The organism is Streptomyces beijiangensis (assembly GCF_017315755.1).
Taxonomy (GTDB): domain Bacteria; phylum Actinomycetota; class Actinomycetes; order Streptomycetales; family Streptomycetaceae; genus Streptomyces; species Streptomyces beijiangensis.
Genome location: NZ_JAFLRJ010000497.1, coordinates 1 through 19,070, shown reverse-complemented (window position 1 = coordinate 19,070; position 19,070 = coordinate 1). Strand labels below are relative to the sequence as shown.

The window sequence follows — 19,070 nt, the reverse complement described above, 5'->3', positions numbered from 1 at the left end:
GACTACCTCAAGTACGACAACTGCAACCACCAGAACGTACCCGACCAGCAGCGCTACACCGCGATGCGCGACGCCCTGGCCAACACCGGCCGTCCCATTGTCTACAGCCTGTGCAACTGGGGTCTGGCAAGCGTGTGGACGTGGGGTGCGGGGGTCGGCAACAGCTGGCGTACCACCGGCGACATCAACGTCAACTTCTCCACCGTGGTGTCGATCTACAAGGCCAACGTCCAGCTCGCCCCGTACGCCAAGCCCGGTGCCTGGAACGACCCGGACATGCTCGAAGTCGGCAACGGCATGTCGTTCACCGAGGACCGTTCCCACTTCGCCCTGTGGGCCGAGATGGCCGCGCCGCTGATCGCCGGAACCGACCTGCGCAAGGCCTCCGCCGCAACCCTCTCCCTGTACGGCAACAAGAACGTCATCGCTGTCGACCAGGACTCCCTGGGCAAGCAGGGCACCGAGATCTCCTCGTCGGGCGGTCTGCACGTACTGACCAAACCCCTCGCCAACGGTGATGTGTCGGTGGTCCTGTTCAACGAGAACGCGAGTGCGGCCACGATCACCACCTCGGCCTCGGCGGCGGGCCTCCCGGCTGCCTCGTCGTACCGGATCGACAATCTCTGGACGCACGTGATCAGCAGTACGAGCGGGAGCATCGCGGCCAGTGTCCCGGGGCACGGCTCGGTCATGTACCGGGTGTCCGTCGGCAGCGGAACCAGCGTCGGGACGACGCACCCGCTGATCGGCGCCTCCTCCAACCGCTGCCTCGACGCGTACGCCGGCGGGACCGCACCCGGCACCAAGATCGAGATCTGGGACTGCGGGGGCGGCACCAACCAGGCCGTGACCCTCACCGCCGCCGGTGAACTGCGCCTCTACGGCGGTACGCAGTGCCTGGACGCCCATGACAACGGGACCACCGCCGGCACCAAGGTGCAGCTCTGGACCTGCAACGGCGGCGCCAATCAGAAGTGGAGCTTCAACGGCAACGGCACGATCACCGGAACCCAGTCCGGGCTCTGCCTGGACGTCACCGGCGGCGACAAGCCCGCCGGAAACGTCAACGGCACCCAGCTGGAGCTGTGGACCTGCAACGGCGGCGCCAACCAGCAGTGGCGTCTCGGCTGACCGCCCGTCCCCCACGCCCACGGAGCTGACATGAACTCAACGGCACGACGCATCCGGTCCGTCGGGATCTGCCTCATCGCGACCCTGGCACTCCTGCTCCCGGTCACCGCCGGAGTCGCGACCGCCGCCCCCGAAGCAACGATCTGCAACAAGTACTGCGACGCCCGCGACCCGGCCCTGTCCCCGGGGGACAGGCAACCGGTCACCGCCGCCATCTACTCCCGCACCCTCGCCCTGCACTTCGACGACACCGACGCGATGGGCTGGGCCTCGATCACCAACGGCGGCCCCACCGACGAGGTCTGGCTCGACCGTTCCTTCGACGGCGGCCGCAGCTGGAGCTCCGGCAGCAAGCTCGGCGACACCACCGTCCCGGCCGGTCAGACGGGCTGGCGCACCCTCATGTACAACGTCGACGACTGGAACAGCAACGGCATCGGCGCCCTGCGCGCCTGCGGCAAGGCGGGCGACCGGGCCGAGGTCGCCTGCACCGCGTGGGCCCGTACGACCTGGAACGCGTACAGCCGCCCCACCGCGGCGGCCACCGCGCTGATGCAGTCCTACAACAACTCCACCGGTCTCTTCGACACCACCGGCTGGTGGAACTCCGCCAACGCCCTGACCGCGGTCATCGACAACATCAGCGTCACCGGGATGCCCAGCTACCAGTACGCCATCGCCAACACCTACGACCGTCAACTCGGCGCACAGGGCGGCCAGTTCCGCAACGAGTACATCGACGACACCGGCTGGTGGGGGCTCGCCTGGGTCGCCGCGTACGACCTGACCGGCGACAGCCGTTACCTGAACACCGCGCGCGCCGACGCGGACCACATGGCTGCGTACTGGGACTCGACATGCGGCGGCGGCGTGTGGTGGAGCACGGCGAAGACGTACAAGAACGCGATCGCCAACTCCCTCTATCTGGAACTCAACGCCGCACTGCACAACCGCATCAGCGGCGACACGGCCTATCTCGGCCGGGCGAACGCCGAATGGGCCTGGTTCAAGGGCACCGGCATGATCAACAGCTCGCATCTGGTGAACGACGGCATCAACCTGTCGACCTGCGGCAACAACGGCTCCACCACCTGGTCGTACAACCAGGGCGTCCTGCTCGGCGGACTGGCCGAGCTGCACCGGGCGACCGGGGACGCCGCCCTGCTCACCGCCGGCCGTCAGATCGGGGACGCCTCTACCTCGTCGGCGGCCCTCAACTCCGGCGGAATCCTCAGGGAGCCGTGCGAGAGCGGCGGCTGCGGCGGCGACGGCCCGTCGTTCAAAGGTGCGTACATCCGGGGTCTGAGCGCCTTCAACGCCCGGCTGTCCGACCGGCCCTACGCGTCGTACATCGGGCGGCAGGCAGCCGCCGCGTACGCGAGCGACCGCAACGCACTCGACGCGTACGGGCTGCACTGGGCAGGGCCGCTGGACTCCACCGACGCCGCCCGCCAGCAGAGCGCCCTCGACCTGATGAACGCGGCGAACTGACGAACCGGAGGGAGCCGGTCCGGGGCCTGTCGATTGCAGTTCCAGGAACAGTTGTCAAGAGTGAACTGATCGTCCTAATCTCATCGCGGACGCGCTTGGGCGGCCTCACGGGCCGACACGCCCGTGGCGAGAGGAGAACCCTGCCATGGGGACCGGGCACGATCCAGCTTCCTTTTTACTCGGCTCCGGCAGGCCTGTGCTGCCCGCACAGCGCGCACACCTCGGCTCGGTTCCGCACGCCCCCGTATGGGACGGCGAGGTGCCGCGGGTGCTGCTGATCGAGGACGACGCCGGTGACGCCCTGCTGGTCGAGGAGCTCGTCGCCGACGGCGGCGTGACCCTCGGCCTGCGCTGGGCGCGGTCGCTGAAGGACGCCGTCGTGGAACTCTCCAGGGACATGCCCGACTGCGTACTGCTCGATCTCCATCTGCCGGACGCCCAGGGTCTGGAGGCCCTGGAGAAGGTGCTGGAGTGCGCGGACCGGGCGGCGGTGGTCGTCCTGACCGGTCTTGCCGAGGAGCAGGCCGGGCTCGCCGCGGTCGCGGCCGGCGCCCAGGACTATCTGATCAAGGGCCGCCTCGATGCGGACATGTTCGTACGGGCCATCCGCTACGCGATACAGCGCAAGCACACCGAGCAGGAGGCCGCCGCTCTCCAGGCGAGCCGGCTGCGCGCCGAGGAGAACTCCCGTCTGGAGCGGGGCCTGCTGCCCACGCCGCTGCTGCTCGACGACACCGTCGCGGTCCACGCCCGCTACCGGCCCGGCAGGGCACAGGCGTTGCTGGGCGGCGACTTCTACGACGTCGTACAGACCGTCGACGGAACCACGCACGCCCTGGTGGGCGATGTCTCCGGGCACGGTCCCGACGCGGCGGCGCTGGGCGTCTGTCTGCGGGTGGCCTGGCGTTCCTTCGTACTGGCAGGCGCCAGGGAGCAGTTGCTGCTGGAGCTGCTGGACCAGATCCTCGTCGCCGAGCGTTCCCGGCCGGAGGTCTTCGCGACGCTCAGCTGCCTGTCCCGGGCTGCCGGGGCGGAAGAGGTCCACGTCATGCGCGCGGGACACCCCGGTCTCCTGGTGCGCTCGCGCGAGGGTGCGGTACGGCTGGAAGAGGTGCCCGGCGGCCCTATGCTGGGGATCCTGCCCGGGACGGCCGCCTGGCCGGTGACGCGGGTGCCGCTGGCGGAGCGCGACGCCATGATGCTGTTCACCGACGGTCTGATCGAGGGCCGGGTGGGGGATGGTGCCAAACGCCTGGGCGAGGCCGGGCTCCTGGACATCGCCCGAAGACACGCACAGCACCTGTCGGGCCAGTTCGTCGACACCCTCATCAGTTCCGCCGAGGCCCTTGCCGCACCGAGCGGCGGTCTGGACGACGACGTGGCCGTCCTGCTTCTCGAATGGAACAGCAACGCATGACAGCCGAGATATCTCCGCCTCCCGAGCAGCCGGACAGGGCGGCCGGCGCGGCCCTCGCGGCCGCGGGGGAGTCCAAGGCCGCTGCCCAGACCGCGGCAGCGGCCGCCGCCGTCCCGCGCGGCCTCACCGTCCGGGCCTGGTTCCTGCTGGCGGTCACGGTCCTGGGGGTCATGACAGCGGCTGCCGCGATGGTGGGCGTGACCGTACTGTCCCGTACCACCGACGCGACGAACCGCCTGGTCAACATCGTGGCCCCGGCCCGCACCGAGTCCTTCCAGCTCCAGGCGGCGCTCCTCGACCAGGAGACCGGTGTACGCGGCTATCTGCTCAGCGGGGACCTGACCCTGCTGGAGCCGTACGAACGCGGGAAGGGCGCCGAGCGCACGGCGCGGCAGCGGCTGGAACCGCTGATCGCCGGCTCGGCCGAGGACACCGAGGCGCTGACCGCGGTCGACGCGGCGGTGAAGAGCTGGCGCGAGGGCTTCGCGGTGCCGGCCGTCGCGGCCAAGGACAGCGAGGCCCCGGCGGTGTCGATCGCCCGGGGGAAGGCGACCTTCGATCAGGTCCGTACGCGCCTCAGCACCCTGCACTCACGGCTCCTCGCGGACCAGACCCATGCGCAGTCGGACCTCCGGGCGGCGCGCACCCAGCGCGACCGGGCGTTCACCGGGGTCCTGATCCTGCTCATACTGACGGGGGTCGGCGTCGTGGTCCTCCTGCGGTACACCGTCGTACGTCCGCTGGAGACGGTGCGCACCGCCGCCTGGATCGTCGCGGACGGCGACTTCGAACACCCCATTCCGGCGCACGGGCCCGCAGACCTGCGTGCTCTCGCGGGGGCGGTCGAGGGCATGCGCCTGCGGGTGGTGGGCGAGCTGACCGTCGCGCGCCGGCGAGAGGCCGTACTGGCGGAACAGACCGCGGAGCTGGACGCCCAGGCGTCCGAACTGCGCAGGTCCAACTCCGAGCTGGAGCAGTTCGCGTACGTCGCCTCACACGACCTCCAGGAGCCGCTGCGCAAGGTGGCCTCCTTCTGCCAGCTGCTCCAGAAGCGCTACGGCGATGAGCTGGACGCCCGCGCCGTCACGTACATCGACTTCGCCGTCGACGGCGCCAAGCGCATGCAGATCCTCATCAACGACCTGCTGACCTTCTCCCGGGTCGGACGGCTCAACGACAGTTACGACGCCGTCGACCTGGACACGGTCTTCGAACGGGGACTGCGCAATGTCGCCCTCGCGTGGGAGGAGCAGGGCGGCACCGTCGACCGGCCGCAGGACCTCCCGACGGTCATGGGGGACCCCACGCTGCTCACGATGCTCTGGCAGAACCTGCTGGGCAACGCGGTGAAGTTCCGCCGTCCCGACCGGGCCCCGCACGTCGAGGTGACCGTCGAACCGGACGAGGAGCCGGGTTTCCTGCGGTTCTCCGTCGCCGACAACGGCATCGGCATCGCACCGGAGTTCGCGGAGAAGGTCTTCGTGATCTTCCAGCGGCTGCACAGCCGGGACGCGTACGACGGCACGGGGATCGGCCTCTCGCTCTGCCGGAAGATCGTGGAGCACTCGGGCGGCCGGATCTGGATCGACACGGAGTACACGGACGGGGCGCGGCTGGTCTTCACGCTGCCTGCCGCCGGGACCGGCACCACCACACCCAATGAACCCGAAGCGGAATCCGCACCCCAAGGAGCCACCCCGTGAGCGCCACACCCCCGCCCCAGCCGGTAGAGGTCCTGCTCGTCGAGGACGACGCGGGCGACGAGCTCATGACGCGCGAGGCGTTCCATGACAACAAGATCGGCAATACGCTGCATGTGGTGCGCGACGGCCTGGAGGCGCTCGACTTCCTCTACCGGCGCGGCGAGCACACCCAGGCCGTACGACCCGATCTGATCCTCCTGGACCTGAACCTGCCCAAGTACGACGGCCGGCAGGTCCTCGAACGGATCAAGTCCGACCCCGAGCTCAACCACATCCCGGTTGTCGTGCTGACCACCTCGGCGGCCGAAGAGGACATCTTGCGGAGCTACAAGCTCCACGCCAACGCCTACGTGACCAAGCCGGTGGACTTCGACCAGTTCATCCGGGCGGTCCGCCAGATCGACGAGTTCTTCGTCACCGTGGTGAAGCTGCCGAAGGGCTGAGCCCGCACCAGTTCAGTTCAGTTCAGTTCAGCTCAGCTCAGTGCGAGTGCGGTCGTGAGCCCTTCCTGGAGGCCGTCCAGTCTGCCCGCGTCGGCGGCGAAGAGGACATAACGCCACGGCTCCGCGGGGCTCTCGTGACCCGTGAGCAGAACAACACCGTCTCCGCGTCCCGTCGGGAACGCGATGTCCGCACGGGAGAGACGCTCGAGCGCCTCGGACAGGGTCAGGTTCGCCGCGGAGCGCCCGCTGCCGAGAGCCCACGCCGAGGGGTGTATCCGGAGGGTCGAAGCGAGACGGCTGATCGCGGCGTGCGGCGTCGTGGTCGCCGTTCTGCGGACATTGCTCTCTGTCACGCAGATGTCCCCCGCCTCGGTCAGGAGGGCATCAAGGCTGTACGGGCCGAGATAGCCGAGGCCCGCCAGGTGCCGGCCGAAGGTCAGACACCATTCCTCGAACTGGGCGAGGGCCGCGCCCGATATGCCCGTCAGGGGTGCGCGATAGCCGGTGAACTCTCCTCGGGAGACGGTCATCCGCCCGGTGAAGACCGTTCTCGGGCCGGTCGGTCCGCAGACGCACTGGGCGCTGATGGACTCCTTGTGGGGTACGTACTCCTCGACGACCCATTGGCCGGTACCGGCCGGCACGTCCAGGACCGGGTCGTCCTTGTCCACGAACCGAAGGCCGTGCCCGCCCGCCGATCGGTCGGGCTTCACCACCGCGCGCCCGAACGACCGGGCGAACTCGTCGGCGGCGCGGGGCATGAGGGAGGAGCCGCATGTGCAGCCGGCAGGGAGTCTCATCCCCAACTGGGTGGCCACCGCGCGGAATTCGGATTTAGTGTTGAGCGCGTCGACCGCGGCGAGCGCTCCGGAGTAGTCCGCGTCCGGGGGAAAAGGATGTACGGCGACGCCGAGTTCCCTGGCCAGGGCTACGGAAGCTTCGTCGAGCGCCGTGGGCAGCAACCGGTATCCGGGGTGGTGCCGGACGGCCGATCGGAGCGGTTCCAGCAGCGCGGGGCGCATGACGGCCTCGCCCATGGGGATGCCGGCCTCGGGCGGTACGTCGACCACGGTGACCGCATCGGCGTCCATCCCCAGAAGGCCCGCGGTGTAGGCACGGAACTCATCGCTCGCCGGAGCCGGGGTCAGGAGGATGTCGCCGGGACTCATCAGCCACAGCTCCCGTGGTGCCTGGGCGGACCAGGCGCGCAGGATGTTCTCGTCGTGCAGTCCGACGGCCACGGGGGAGGCGAAGTTGGCGAGGAAGATCAGAGGGGCCGCTTCGTCCTTCCGCTGGTGCACCGGCGCTCCCGCCTCAGGCGTTCTGGTGGCGGGGCAGTGCGGAACGCAGCGCGGAGTCGCCTGCGCGCCACTTCTGCAGCAGGTGCGCTGCGAGCCGGTCTTCGAGCAGCCCGGTGGCCTCGGCGCCGAAGGCGATGTCGGCGTCCAGGCCGGGTTCGCCCGCCAGCAGGCCGCCGACCACTTCATTGCGTACGACCTGCTCGTGAACCGCGTCCGCCTCGACGTGCTCGTCGTAGAAACGTGCGGCGGCGGGCCCCGCGCCCGCCCGGCGCATCGCGGCGGCCATGCGGCGCGACCCCGGCGGGGACGTCACCTCCACCGCGGCGAAGTGGCCGACCAGGGCCCCGCGAAGGGCCCGGTGCAGGCCGAAGAGCGACATCAGGTTGACGGTCGCCAGGGCGTACGAGGGGGCGGCGTCCACGTAATGGCCGTAGGCGGAGTCGAGGTCCAGGTCTGTCATCAGGTCCGCGAACAGCCGGGCATGGATCTCCTCGGCGCGGCCGGCACCGAATTCGTCGTACTCCACCGCCACCATGGCCGCCTTCGCGCGCCCGTGCAGTCGCGGGATGACCCAGGCGTGCGGGTCCGCCTCCTTGAGGTGGTAGAGAGAGCGCAGGGCCGCGTACTCCCGTAGTTGCCACAACTCGCCCTCGCGCTGCAGGTGGTGGCTGACGCTGTCGGGATCGTGCCCGGCGGGTTCGGTCAGGAGCCTGTCGAGGACGTCGTGCGCCCGCGCCGATGTGGGGGCTCCGGCTCGCAGCGCGTCGAGGAAGCGGTGTTCCATGGAGCCGCGCAGTGCGAGAAGGCCCGGATCCCATTCCCGTTCGTCGGCCACGTCCGCGAAGCCCTGGTAGTGCAGCTCGTAGAGGACGTACAGGGCGAGTTGGAGGTCCTCGCCGTACGGATCCGCCGCGTCGATGATGTGCTGCGGCACGTCCGGGCAGGCCGCTGCGGACCGCAGGGCACCGATGACACTCCGGGAGAGCGCACCGCGTTCCTGGGGGAGCGGCGGGGAGGTGAGCCGTGACTCCAGGTGAATGGTCACGCTTCCTCCTGTGTGTGCTTCGTGTCCTGTGTGTTGTGTGTGTCCTGTGCGTTGTCGCGGGTGGGCCGGGTCCGGTGGCGGTGGCTCGTGTCGCACCACGGATACGTTCGGCTGCGCCGACAGGTGCAGACCGCCACCATGAACCGGTCGCTGGTGACGAGAGTCCCGTCGTCGGTGAGCATTTCCACCGGTCCCTCGACGAGCATGGGGCCCTCGGGGTCCACGACGACGCGGCGGGCTCGGTCAGGCGTGTTCGGCACGGATGATCACCAGTTCCTCACACGGCTCGTCCCCCAGGATGCCCTGGTGCCGCAGCCATTCCCGCCGTGATCTCATGACCGGGCCCAGGGGCACGAACGCGCGGTCCACGACCGACCCGCACATGCCCGCCTCCGCCAGACGATTCAGCGTGGCCTCCGTTCCGCACACGGCCGAATGCACCATCAGCAGCGCACCGGCGGGGCGGAGCATCGTCGGCACCGTGGCGCAGATGCGGTCGATGAACGTCCGCCCGTCGCGGCCCGCATCCCAGGCGCGAGCGACTCCGCGCCGCGGCAGACGCGCTGAGGGGGAGGGCACGTACGGAGGATTGCTGATCACCATGTCGAAGGTGCGGCCTCCCGTGTCCGCGGTGAGGTCGCAGCGCTTCACCTCGATGCGCTCACGAGCCAGCCTGGCGTTCACGCGTGCGGTGAACACGGCACGGCGCGAAATGTCGACCGCCGTCACGCGTGCACCCGCGCGGGCGGCCAGGATCGCCAGCGCCCCTGTGCCGGTTCCGAGCTCCAGCACCTCACTCCCCAGGGGTATCGCCTCGCGGCGGAGGGCGCGCGCCATGAGCCCCGTGTCGTGCTGTGGCCGATACACGCCCGGCAGGGCCAGCAGATGTATCGGGGTCGTGGGCAGCAGCTCTTCGAGCACCGCGCTATCCACTGCCGTCATGGGAGTCCCTCCGGTGTGTCGGCAGCCGACGAGGCCGAGGTTCACCCTCTTCCACCATCGGCTCTGAGCAGCTTCATCACCACTCGAGCCGGTACGGCGTCGTGCGGGGTCGTCTGATCACCCGGTGCCCGGCCCTGCGTGATCCACACCTATGGCGGCCACGCGAATGACGCCCCGCATTCCGGCGCCCCTGGGATTTGGGGCGTGAACAGTGTCGAATGAGGGCTGCGAGTTCCCCGTCGGGCCCAAAGGAAACACTTTTTTCGGCGGTGCGATATTTGCGCTGAAGGCCTGTGGCCTGTCGCCCGGCCCCGGAGGAACCCCGAGGTCATGGGCGTCGCCATTTTTCTCGCAACGTCAATGTGTGCGTCCGTGGATGTCGGGCACCCGGATTCCTGTGAGAGCGTCACCGGATTTCGGTGGCGTCGATCTGACCTCACAGTTTCGGCTGCTGAGTGTCATGAGATATTTGATGAAGGAGCCGTTATATGAGTGACAACATCTGGGGCTACCAGCCGACTTCCGGATACACCGCCGGCACCGACCTGATCGGTTACAAGGTCGAGGCGACCGACGGCAGCATCGGCAAGGTCGACAAGCACTCGGACGACGTCAACTCGTCGTATCTGGTGGTCGACACCGGTGTCTGGATCTTCGGCAAGCATGTGCTGCTGCCGGCCGGGACGGTACGTACCGTCGACCAGGCCGAGCGGAAGATCTTCGTCGACCTCACCAAGGCCCAGATCAAGAACTCCCCGGAGTTCGACAAGGACAAGCATGTCGGAGACGCGGGCTACCACGAGCAGGTCGGCGGCTACTACACCAGTCACCGTCGCATCTGACACATCCGCACCACCCTCACACAATGGGGGCCTGCCGCAGACACTGCGGCAGGCCCCCATTGCGCGCCGTCAGGATCAACCGGCGAAGAAGCCGGCCAGAGCGGCCGCCAGTTCGTCCGGGGCCTGTTCGGCAACGTGGTGCCCCGCGTCGATTCCATGGCCGCGCAGGTCGGGTGCCCAGTGCTGCCAGATCTTCAGGGGGTCACCGTAGAGCTCTTCCATGTCGTCCCGGAGCGACCAGAGGATGAGCGTGGGGCACTCGATCCGTACCCCTGCCGCGCGGTCGGTCTCCTCGTGGATCCTGTCGACGGTGAGACCGGCCCGGTAGTCCTCCAGCATCGCGCGTACGACGTCGGGGTTGCGCGTGGCCTCCCGCCATTCCGCGTAGTTCTCCCGGCCCATGACCGCGGGGTCACCGTGGTACCAGCGGTCCGGGTCGGCGCCGATGACGCGCTCGGGGATGTCGGGCTGCGCGAAGAAGAACCAGTGCCACCACTGGGTGGCGAACGCGGCGGTGATGCGCGACAGATGCTCGCTGATCGGCAGACAGTCGATCACCGCCGCCCGGACCACCGCGTCGGGATGGTCGAGCGCGAGGCGCAGCGCGACGGCGCCCCCGCGGTCATGGCCGGCGAGATGGAACCGGTCGTGGCCGAGTGCCCGCATCACCGCCACCATGTCGCCGGCGACCGCACGTTTGGAGTAGCCGGTGTGGTCCGCTGTGGGCGCCGGTCCACGGGAGCGTCCGTAACCCCTGAGGTCGGGACAGACCACGGTGAAGCCCTGCTCGACCAGGAGCGGCGCCACGCGGTGCCAGGTCGAGGATGTCCGGGGGTGGCCGTGCAGCAACAGCACCGGTGGCCCCTCGCCTCCGTGGCGTACAAAGATGGATGCTCCCTCTACCTGCACCGACTGCGCCTCGAAGTTTTCGAACATGCGCCCAGCATCCGATCTCCCGGGCAAGGAGCCGAGCACCGTGACCGAACTGGATCCGTTCACCGACGCGCTGGACTTTCCGTTGTACGTCGTGACCGTCGAGACCGCCGGAGAACGGGCCGGCTGCCTGGTCGGCTTCGGTTCGCAGTGTTCGATCCGGCCGGCCCGGTTCATGGTGTGGCTGTCCAGGGCCAACCGGACGTACCGGGTCGCGGCTCGTGCCGATCGGCTCGCGGTTCATGTGCTCCGCCACGACCAGGGCCACCTGGCCCGCCTCTTCGGCGGCGAGACCGGTGACCGGACCGACAAATTCGCTCGCGCCGCCTGGCACCCGGGCCCCGGTGGCGCACCGGTCCTCGACGAGGCTCCCGCGTGGTTCGTGGGACGCATCGAGAAGCGCGTCGACGGGGGCGACCACGTCGGATTCCTGCTCGCCCCGGAGGCGGCGCAGCACCCCGCGGCCGACGGCCCCCGTCTGCTGACGCTGACCGACGGGCGTGATATCACGCCGGGCCATCCGGCGAACTGACCGGAAATGGCTCGGGCTCCGACTCCGGCTCCTGGGGGACGTACCGCGGCGCCGGGTGTCAGAATTGCGGTGTGTACGGGGAGATCCTCGAACGCGAACACGAGCTGGCCCAACTCGGCGCCGCCGCAAGGGAAGCGGCCGGCGGCGCCGGGTCGGTCGTGCTTGTCTCCGGTGAGGCTGGGATCGGGAAGTCGAGCCTGGTCAGAGCGGCCTCGGGAGTCCTGCCCGCAGAGGCGCGGCTGCTTGTCGGTGAGTGCGACGATCTGGAGACACGGCGTCCGCTCGGCCCCTTTCGCGATCTCGTCGGCGGCGTGGGCGGAGTCGGCGCCGAGCTGGGGCAGGCGCTGAAGGAGGGCGGGGACCGGCAACGGGTGTACGACGCCCTGCGGGCGGAGATGACGGCGCCTCCGCATCCGGTGGTACTCGTCGTCGAGGATGTGCACTGGGCCGACGAGGCGTCGCTGGACGCACTGCGCTTCCTGGTGCGCCGGGTCGACCGGCTCCCGGCCGTGCTCGTACTGACCTACCGGGACGACGAGTTGGGCCGCGAACATCCCCTTCGCCACCTCCTCGGCCAGGTCTCGGGGGTGGACCGCGTACACCGCCTGCCGCTCTCCCGACTGTCCAGGGAAGCCGTACGCACGATGAGCGCGGCCGGACCTGTGGATGCGGCCGAGGTGTACGAGGCCACCTCGGGCAACCCCTTCTTCGTCGCCGAAGTGCTCGCGGCCGGTGGCACAGGATCGGTGCCCCCGACCGTGGTCGACGCCGTGCTGGCCCGCCTCGGTGGGCTCGGCTCCGGCACCCGCGACGCGCTGGAGCAGCTCGCCGTGGTGCCGTCGGCGGTGGAACGAGGCCTGGTCGACGCGCTGTTGAAGGACGGGGTGGCCGTGCTGGCCCAGGCCGAGCAGCGCGGGCTGCTGACCGTGACCCCGGAGCGGGCCGGCTTCCGGCACGAGCTGATCCGCCGGGCCGTCGCCGACTCGCTGCCCGCCGCACGGCGCATCGCGCTCAACCGGGACGTACTCGACGCACTGATCGCACAGCCCGGCGCCGACCTGTCCCGGATCGTCCACCACGCGGCGCAGGCGGGCGACCAGGAGGCGATCGCGCGATACGGACCCGACGCGGCCAGGTACGCCTCCCGGGCCGGCGCGCACCGCGAGGCCGCCGCGCACTTCAGGCTCGTACTGCGTCAGCGCCGGCGCTACGAACCGGCCCAACTGGCCTCCCTCCTGGAGGAGTACGCGGTGGAGAGCTACACCATCGCCGACTCCGCCGCCGCCGTCAGCGCGCAGCGTGAAGCCGTGGCGCTGCGCAGGTATCTCGGCGACACCCGTGCACTCGGCGCCGATCTGCGCTGGCTGTCCAGGATCCACTGGTGGGCCGGGGACGCCGACGCGGCGCAGGAGGCGGCGCGGGAAGCCATCGCCGTACTGGAGCAGACGGACGACCGCCGGCTGCTCGCCCTCGCACTGAGCAACACCTCGCAGCTCCATATGCTCGCCGACCACACCGCCGAGGCCGTCGAGTTCGGCGAACGCGCCATCGTCCTGGCCCGAGGGGAGGGCGACGCGGCGATCCTCTCGCACGCCCTGAACAACGTCGGCGCCGCACGCTGGCGCAGCGGTGACCCGCGCGGGCGGCCCGAGTTGGAGGAGAGCCTGCGGGTGGCGCTGGCGGCCGGTGAGGTCGAGCACGCGTGCCGTGCGTACGCCAACATCATCTGGACGCTCCTGGAGAACCTCCAGTACGCCGAGGCCGACCACTTCCTGGCCCCGGCCCTGGAACTGGCCGACCGGGCGGAGCACCTCGGATTCCTCAGCTATCTGCAGGTGGAGACAGCGCTGCGCCGGTTTGCCGCGGGGGACTGGGACGAGGCGGAGCGGTACGCGGAACTCGCCGTGCACGACCCCGTCCCCGGCCGCTGCCCTGCGCTGACCGTCCTGGGAAGGGTACGGATCCGGCGCGGCGCGGCAGGCGGCGACGAACTCCTCGCGCAGGCCTGGGAGATGGCGGTCGGCACCCGTGAACTCCAGCGCACAGGACCGGTCGCCGCGGCCCGCGCCGAGTCGGCCTGGCTGCGTGGCGACCACGCAGGGGTGGCAGCGGCAGCCGGTCCCGTCCACGCCCAGGCGTGCGAACTGGCCGACACGGTGCACCGGGCGGAGCTCGGCTACTGGCTCGGCAAGGCCGGGCAGCCCCCCGAGCGGGACGAGCGGGACGGCTCCGGCCATCCGTACGCGCTGCAGGCCGCCGGTCAGTGGCGCCTCGCCGCCGAGGCCTGGCACGCGGCCGGCTGCCCGTACGAGCGCGCCTCGGCCCTCGCCGACAGCCCCGACCCCGAGGACAAACTCGCGGCGCTCACCGGCCTCGACGCGCTGGGCGCCGAGCCGCTGGCCCGCCTGGTCAGGGCCGAGCTGCGCGCGCTCGGGGTGCGCAGGATCCCGCGCGGCCCGGTGGCGGCGACGCGGGAGAATCCCGCCGGACTCACCGGGCGCCAGCTGCAGGTGATGCGGCTGCTGGCGGAGGGGCTGACCAACCCCGAGATCGCGGACCGCCTGGTCGTGTCGGTCCGTACGGTCGACAACCACGTCTCGGCCGTACTGGACAAACTCGGCGCCCGCACCCGGCGCCAGGCCGCGCGCCGCGGAGCCGAGCTGGGCCTGGTGCCAGGACGTGAGAAGTAGGTAGCCGCCGGGCGCGAGCTAGGTGTCCGGCACGGATACCGGCGGCTCCCGCGCGGACTAGAACAGACGGATCCGACTCAACCGGACACACGGGGGATCCACATGGCAATGACGCCTGCACAAGCGGCCCGCAAGGAGCTCGCAGGATTCAAGGGGGAACTGACCGGACCGGACGACTCCGGTTACGAGAAGGCCCGGGCCGTCTACAACGCGATGATCGACAGGCGGCCCGGTCTGATAGCGGCCTGCACCGACGCCGAGGACGTGTCCCGCGTGGTGGGCTTCGCCCGCGAGCGGGGCCTGCGGCTCGCGGTACGGGGCGGCGGCCACCACGGGGCGGGTCTGGGAACCTGCGACGGGGGCGTGGTGGCCGATCTGTCCCCGCTGAAGGACATCCAGGTCGACCCGGAGGCCCGTACCGTACGCGTCGGCGGCGGCTGCGTATGGGGCGAGGTGGACCGGGCGACCAACGCGCACGGTCTTGCCACACCGAGCGGCATCGTCTCCACGACGGGGGTCGGCGGCATCACCCTCGGCGGCGGCATCGGCCATCTGACCCGCAAGTACGGGCTGACCATCGACAATCTGCTGGAGGCCGACCTCGTCCTGGCGAGCGGCGAGCGGGTGCGCGCGAGCGCCGACGAGCACCCCGACCTGTTCTGGGCGATCCGCGGCGGCGGCGGCAACTTCGGCGTCGTCACCTCCTTCCTCTTCCGGCTGCACCCGCTGAGCACGGTCGTGGCGGGCCCCACCTTCTGGTCCGTCGAGCAGGGCGCGGAGGTCCTCGCGGCCTACCGTGACTTCCTCCCCGGAGCACCGCACGAACTGAACGGCTTCTTCCTGTACGGCTCCGTGCCGCCGGCCCCTCCGTACCCCGAGGAGCTCCAGGGACGCAAAGCCTGCGGCGTCGTGTGGTGCTACGCGGGCGACGACACGGACGCGGCGGCTCGGGCCATGGCCCCGCTGCTCGCCGCCACGCCGGAGCCGATGCTGCACGGCCCCGCGCCGATGCCGCACCCCGTGCTCCAGTCGGCCTTCGACGGGCTCTACCCGCCCGGCGACCAGTGGTACTGGCGCGCGGACTTCGTCAACGAGATCCCAGACGACGCTGTGGCCCTGCACGCCAAGTTCGGTGCCGAGCTGCCGACACCGCAGTCGACGATGCACCTGTACCCGATCGACGGTGCCGTCCACGAGTACGCACAGGCCGACACCCCGTGGAGCTACCGCGACTCGGGCTGGGCCTCCGTCTTCGCGGGAGTGGACGGAGACCCGGGCAACGCCGACCTCATCAAGCGGTGGACGGTCGACTACTTCGACGCGCTGCACCCGTTCTCGGCGGGCGGCGCCTACGTGAACATGATGATGGACGAGGGGCAGGAGCGCGTACGGGCCAGCTACCGCGACAACTACGCACGCCTGGCCCGCATCAAGGCGGAGTACGACCCTGAGAACCTCTTCCGCCTCAACCAGAACATCCAGCCCGCCCCGAAGACTCCCTACGAGGCACGGCCCTGATCACAGGAGGCAGATGCGCGGAGTGCGGCACCCATCCGTAGATGTGGTGCCGCACTCCGCGCGGTGCGCTCAGACCGGGCGGATCAGTTCCCAGGTGTCGACGGCGAAGTCCAGGGCCATCCCGTGCCGTTCGTACAGGGCGAGCGCGCCGCTGCTGTTGTCGGTGTCCACGCCGAGGCCGATCCGGTCGCGGCCCCGTGCCGCGTAGTGCCCGAAGGCGTGGCGCAGGAGATGGCTGCCCAGGCCCTGCCCCCTGGCCCGGCTCAGGACGCCGAGGTTGCTGATCCAGGCCATCGAGGCGCGGTTGTCGTGGCTGCGCAGTACCGCCGCGTCCCCGAGACCTTCGACGTGCGCGACCCAGATCAGTGACCAGTCGGCCTGCTCGGCGTCGATGTCGTCCAGCCACTGCTCGTAGGTGCGCGGCTGGAAGTCGAAATGGTCGGTGAAGCACTCCTGGAGCAGGGCGTGGGCAGCGCGGCGGTCCGGCTCGGTCAGGCAGGGGCGCAGGGTCACCCCGGGTGGTGGGACGGGCTGCCGGTCCCCGGAGGCCGACAGATCACGGGCCATCACGTTGTAGCGGCGGACCGTGCGCCAGCCGCGACCGCGCAGCGAGGGCGGATCCATCGTGGGGGTGATGTTCAGGTGCAGGTGCACCACGGCCCGGGTGGCCCCGTTGGCGGCCGCCCGCTCCGCGGCCCGGGTCTCCATCAGGTCGAAGAGGTGCAGAGCGCCTTGCGTACGGCCGGGCAGGATGTAGTGGTCGATGTCCACCCGCTCAGCGCCGGAATCGTCCCAGAGCAGGCCGTATCCGATCAGCCTGCTGCCTTCGAAGAGGAGCCAGGAGTCGTGCTCCAGGTCCACTTCCGGATGCCTCAGGTCCGTCTGGATCTCGGCCAGTTCGGTGTCGGCCCGGCCGACCTCCAGCAGGTCGATCTCGTTGAGCAGCGCGCACACCGCTGCCGCGTCGTCGAGCGTGGCCGGGCGCACCGTCAGACCGGGCGGCAGGGTGATGGGCATGGGGTCACTTTCCAGTGGCGCGAGCCCCGGCCGCAACGGAATATCTGGCGGCCCGCGCTCCTCGCCCTCCCCGTCAAAGGGTCTGGATGAGGTGTGCGTAGACCACGGTGTTGGCCGAATAGCCGTTCTTCTTGGTGTAGTTGCCGCCGCAGGTGATCAGGCGCAGCTCCGCACGAGCGGCCTGCCGGTACACCTTCTCGCTGGGGAACGTGTCCTTCTCGTACACCTCCACCGCGTCCACGCCGAACACGGCGGTGCGGCCGTCGGCGCGTGTGACGCTCACCTTGTTCGCCTTGTGGAGCGAGCCGAGGCCGTAGAACACGGCGGGGCCGCTGTGGGTGTCCACGTGCCCGGCGAGCACGGCTGTTCCGGTGCTGCCGGGGGTGACACCGGCGCTGTCCCAGCCGGCCAGGTTCTTGTCGTCGGGCGGCGGGGCCTCGAGCGTGTTGTCCGTGTCCCGTTCGAGGCCGCGCACGGGGGCGTCCACGTCGAGCGCCTTGATCTTGATCCGGGTCGGCGGGGAGGGCGGCAACGACCGCACCGAAGGGTTCGCGCCCGGGGCGACGGAGGTGTCGAACGCGTCCGCGGCGGAGGGGCGGGGCGGTTCACCCGCCTGGGCGCCGCTGTCCGCGATCATGCGCCCGCCCGCGAACAGCGCCACGGCGACGAGCGCGACTCTCGGCCAGAGGCGTGGGCCGGCAGGGGCAGGGGGGTTCGTCATGGGGATACGGTTCCTCGATGCCATGAGGCACGGCCGCCTCCCCGCGTACCGGCAGTACTGGGGCCGGTACGCGGGGAGGCGAAGAGCGAGCGGTCAGCGCTGGTCGGCCGAGGCGCGGCGGCGCATCATCAGCACACCGCCGGCCGCACCGGCGGCGAGCAGGGCCGCGCCGCCCGCGAGCTCGGCCGGGCTGGCGGAGCCCTGGGTGCCGCCCGCGCCCGCCTTGACCGATCCGGTCACCGCGGGGTCCGTGGAGTCGCAGAACCGCTGCGCCGTCGACGCGGTCATGTTGGCCTCGTCCTCGGCGTTCTTCTTGTCGTCCGCCGAGGTGTTCGGGTCCTTGCTGACCGTGTCGAAGTTCCGCTGCGCGATCTCAGCGTCGTCCAGTGCCTTCTGGCAGCTCGACGACACCGCGTGTGCGTTCGGGGCCGCCATGGTCAGAACGGCACCGGCGATTGCGAGACCCGTGAGAGCACGTATGGAACGCATGTCCAACCTCCATCGAGTGCGCGGCCTCGTTGCCCTGGTGCCCCGAGTGACTGCGGTACTGGAACCGCGCCTCTATCAGGACAAATGCAACATTCCGTCAGCGATCTACCGCGAACACGCCGGATATCCCCCACACGGCCCACTGAACGCACTCTGAAGGCGGTACGAAGTCAGCCCGTACCGCGCGGGAGTGCCAGTGACTGGACATCAGGGAGTGCGGTCCAGTCGTTCGACGCGATGCTGGCGTGGGCCGCGGCGAGCTTGGCCACGCGCGCCCTGGCGTCCGCCGCCGACGGGTTCGCCGGGTCCAGGGCCGGAGGGACGTTCTGGGCGTCGGTCATCACCAGCAGGTAGTGCCGGGTGTCGTACCACCCCGTGTCGATCGTGCCGTTGAGGTACGTGGCGGCGTCGCCGTCGAAGGCCACGAACCACGGGCGCAGGGAGGTGTCGGCGTAGCGCGTACGGGGATCGCCCACGGCGGCGTTGTGGACCGCGGGGAAGATCTGGGCGCTGTCGATGGTGCCTGCGGACTGGAGGTCGCGGAGGTGGCCCGCGTACTCGGCGTCCGTCCACAGGGTGTCGGTGGGATTGCTCTCCTCGACCGTGCCCGGGATGACCTCCAGGATCACCTTTCCGGCCAGCTGGGCGCGGGTGGGCCAGTTTCCGGCGACCGCGGCCTCGTCGAGGGTGGCGTACCTGCCGCCGCCCGGACGGGTGAGCAGGTCCGCGGGGCGGAAGACCGTACTGCCCAGATGGGCTGCGACGGTCTGGTCGAGCTGGGTCGGGCCGAGACCGAAACGGGACTGGAAGCCGGCCTTCATCTCCAGTTTGATCGTGAGGGGCGGGTGTCCGGGG

The 19,070-nt window shown here is 70.2% G+C and carries 18 protein-coding genes; 9 read left to right on the top strand and 9 right to left on the bottom strand.

The window, feature by feature from the left end; genetic code table 11:
* The 5 genes from J0695_RS35890 to J0695_RS35870 all read left to right on the top strand — a co-directional run.
* Positions 1–1,131, top strand: a 1,131-nt coding sequence (locus tag J0695_RS35890; RefSeq protein WP_206968963.1) for a ricin-type beta-trefoil lectin domain protein, incomplete at its 5' end; no start/stop codon positions are given.
* A gap of 30 nt (positions 1,132–1,161) precedes the next feature.
* A complete protein-coding gene (locus J0695_RS35885; protein ID WP_206968962.1) occupies positions 1,162–2,622 on the top strand; it encodes a glycoside hydrolase family 76 protein in 1,461 nt (486 codons plus the stop codon).
* 145 nt (positions 2,623–2,767) lie between these two features.
* Positions 2,768–4,039: a PP2C family protein-serine/threonine phosphatase gene (locus tag J0695_RS35880; protein ID WP_206968961.1), complete on the top strand. Its 1,272-nt coding sequence runs from the start codon at positions 2,768–2,770 to the stop codon at positions 4,037–4,039.
* The gene (locus tag J0695_RS35875) at positions 4,036–5,742 is read left to right on the top strand and encodes a sensor histidine kinase (protein ID WP_206968960.1); all 1,707 of its coding nucleotides are present in this window, start codon (positions 4,036–4,038) and stop codon (positions 5,740–5,742) included. The genes J0695_RS35880 and J0695_RS35875 overlap by 4 nt, the downstream gene beginning before the upstream one ends.
* Positions 5,739–6,185 carry a response regulator gene (locus J0695_RS35870; RefSeq protein WP_307798872.1) on the top strand — a complete coding sequence of 149 codons (447 nt, stop codon included), beginning with the start codon at positions 5,739–5,741 and terminating at the stop codon, positions 6,183–6,185. Before J0695_RS35875 ends, J0695_RS35870 begins: the two co-directional genes overlap by 4 nt.
* Before the next feature lie 32 nt (positions 6,186–6,217).
* Here J0695_RS35870 and J0695_RS35865 read toward each other — a convergent pair whose 3' ends face one another.
* Genes J0695_RS35865 through J0695_RS35850 form a run of 4 tightly spaced genes read right to left on the bottom strand, consistent with a single transcriptional unit; the run spans position 6,218 to position 9,473 of the window.
* Positions 6,218–7,486, bottom strand: a complete 1,269-nt coding sequence (locus J0695_RS35865; protein ID WP_206968959.1) for a preATP grasp domain-containing protein — start codon at positions 7,484–7,486, stop codon at positions 6,218–6,220.
* 13 nt (positions 7,487–7,499) lie between these two features.
* The gene (locus J0695_RS35860; RefSeq protein WP_206968958.1) at positions 7,500–8,531 is read right to left on the bottom strand and encodes an iron-containing redox enzyme family protein; all 1,032 of its coding nucleotides are present in this window, start codon (positions 8,529–8,531) and stop codon (positions 7,500–7,502) included.
* Positions 8,528–8,791, bottom strand: coding sequence for a CDGSH iron-sulfur domain-containing protein (locus J0695_RS35855; RefSeq protein ID WP_206968957.1), 264 nt, complete (start codon positions 8,789–8,791; stop codon positions 8,528–8,530). Before J0695_RS35855 ends, J0695_RS35860 begins: the two co-directional genes overlap by 4 nt.
* On the bottom strand, positions 8,775–9,473 hold the full coding sequence (locus tag J0695_RS35850; RefSeq protein ID WP_206968956.1) for a HemK2/MTQ2 family protein methyltransferase: 699 nt from the start codon (positions 9,471–9,473) through the stop codon (positions 8,775–8,777). The genes J0695_RS35855 and J0695_RS35850 overlap by 17 nt, the downstream gene beginning before the upstream one ends.
* 488 nt (positions 9,474–9,961) lie before the next feature.
* On the opposite strand from J0695_RS35850, the gene J0695_RS35845 reads away from it, so the two are divergent.
* On the top strand, positions 9,962–10,315 hold the full coding sequence (locus J0695_RS35845) for a PRC-barrel domain-containing protein (protein WP_206968955.1): 354 nt from the start codon (positions 9,962–9,964) through the stop codon (positions 10,313–10,315).
* Between the two features lie 75 nt (positions 10,316–10,390).
* On the opposite strand, the gene J0695_RS35840 is transcribed toward J0695_RS35845, so the two are convergent.
* The gene (locus J0695_RS35840; RefSeq protein WP_206968954.1) at positions 10,391–11,251 is read right to left on the bottom strand and encodes an alpha/beta fold hydrolase; all 861 of its coding nucleotides are present in this window, start codon (positions 11,249–11,251) and stop codon (positions 10,391–10,393) included.
* 40 nt (positions 11,252–11,291) lie between these two features.
* Here J0695_RS35840 and J0695_RS35835 point away from each other — a divergent pair, with 40 nt between their 5' ends.
* The 3 genes from J0695_RS35835 to J0695_RS35825 all read left to right on the top strand — a co-directional run bounded on the left by J0695_RS35835 (position 11,292) and on the right by J0695_RS35825 (position 15,988).
* On the top strand, positions 11,292–11,780 hold the full coding sequence (locus J0695_RS35835) for a flavin reductase family protein (protein WP_206968953.1): 489 nt from the start codon (positions 11,292–11,294) through the stop codon (positions 11,778–11,780).
* A gap of 71 nt (positions 11,781–11,851) precedes the next feature.
* Positions 11,852–14,470 carry a helix-turn-helix transcriptional regulator gene (locus J0695_RS35830; protein ID WP_206968952.1) on the top strand — a complete coding sequence of 873 codons (2,619 nt, stop codon included), beginning with the start codon at positions 11,852–11,854 and terminating at the stop codon, positions 14,468–14,470.
* Between the two features lie 102 nt (positions 14,471–14,572).
* Positions 14,573–15,988, top strand: a complete 1,416-nt coding sequence (locus J0695_RS35825) for an FAD-binding oxidoreductase (protein ID WP_206968951.1) — start codon at positions 14,573–14,575, stop codon at positions 15,986–15,988.
* A 69-nt stretch (positions 15,989–16,057) separates the two neighbouring features.
* On the opposite strand, the gene J0695_RS35820 is transcribed toward J0695_RS35825, so the two are convergent.
* The 4 genes from J0695_RS35820 to J0695_RS35805 form a co-directional block, all read right to left on the bottom strand.
* Positions 16,058–17,005 carry a GNAT family N-acetyltransferase gene (locus tag J0695_RS35820; protein ID WP_206968950.1) on the bottom strand — a complete coding sequence of 316 codons (948 nt, stop codon included), beginning with the start codon at positions 17,003–17,005 and terminating at the stop codon, positions 16,058–16,060.
* Between the two features lie 73 nt (positions 17,006–17,078).
* A complete protein-coding gene (locus J0695_RS35815) occupies positions 17,079–17,726 on the bottom strand; it encodes a class F sortase (RefSeq protein ID WP_206968949.1) in 648 nt (215 codons plus the stop codon).
* A gap of 93 nt (positions 17,727–17,819) precedes the next feature.
* Entirely contained in the window at positions 17,820–18,215 is a 396-nt protein-coding gene (locus J0695_RS35810; RefSeq protein WP_206968948.1) for a hypothetical protein, read from the bottom strand.
* Positions 18,216–18,385: 170 nt separating this feature from the next.
* On the bottom strand, positions 18,386–19,070 hold a 685-nt coding region (locus tag J0695_RS35805), incomplete at its 5' end, for a PI-PLC domain-containing protein (protein ID WP_505383623.1).

Bases quoted from the DNA above. Each gene is read 5' to 3' on its own strand.
- J0695_RS35885 (WP_206968962.1), top strand. From the start codon at position 1,162: ATGAACTCAACGGCACGACGCATCCGGTCCGTCGGGATCTGCCTCATC.
- J0695_RS35880 (WP_206968961.1), top strand. From the start codon at position 2,768: ATGGGGACCGGGCACGATCCAGCTTCCTTTTTACTCGGCTCCGGCAGG.
- J0695_RS35875 (WP_206968960.1), top strand. From the start codon at position 4,036: ATGACAGCCGAGATATCTCCGCCTCCCGAGCAGCCGGACAGGGCGGCC.
- J0695_RS35850 (WP_206968956.1), bottom strand. From the start codon at position 9,473: ATGACGGCAGTGGATAGCGCGGTGCTCGAAGAGCTGCTGCCCACGACC.
- J0695_RS35845 (WP_206968955.1), top strand. From the start codon at position 9,962: ATGAGTGACAACATCTGGGGCTACCAGCCGACTTCCGGATACACCGCC.
- J0695_RS35840 (WP_206968954.1), bottom strand. From the start codon at position 11,251: ATGTTCGAAAACTTCGAGGCGCAGTCGGTGCAGGTAGAGGGAGCATCC.
- J0695_RS35825 (WP_206968951.1), top strand. From the start codon at position 14,573: ATGGCAATGACGCCTGCACAAGCGGCCCGCAAGGAGCTCGCAGGATTC.
- J0695_RS35820 (WP_206968950.1), bottom strand. From the start codon at position 17,005: ATGCCCATCACCCTGCCGCCCGGTCTGACGGTGCGCCCGGCCACGCTC.
- J0695_RS35815 (WP_206968949.1), bottom strand. From the start codon at position 17,726: ATGACGAACCCCCCTGCCCCTGCCGGCCCACGCCTCTGGCCGAGAGTC.
- J0695_RS35810 (WP_206968948.1), bottom strand. From the start codon at position 18,215: ATGCGTTCCATACGTGCTCTCACGGGTCTCGCAATCGCCGGTGCCGTT.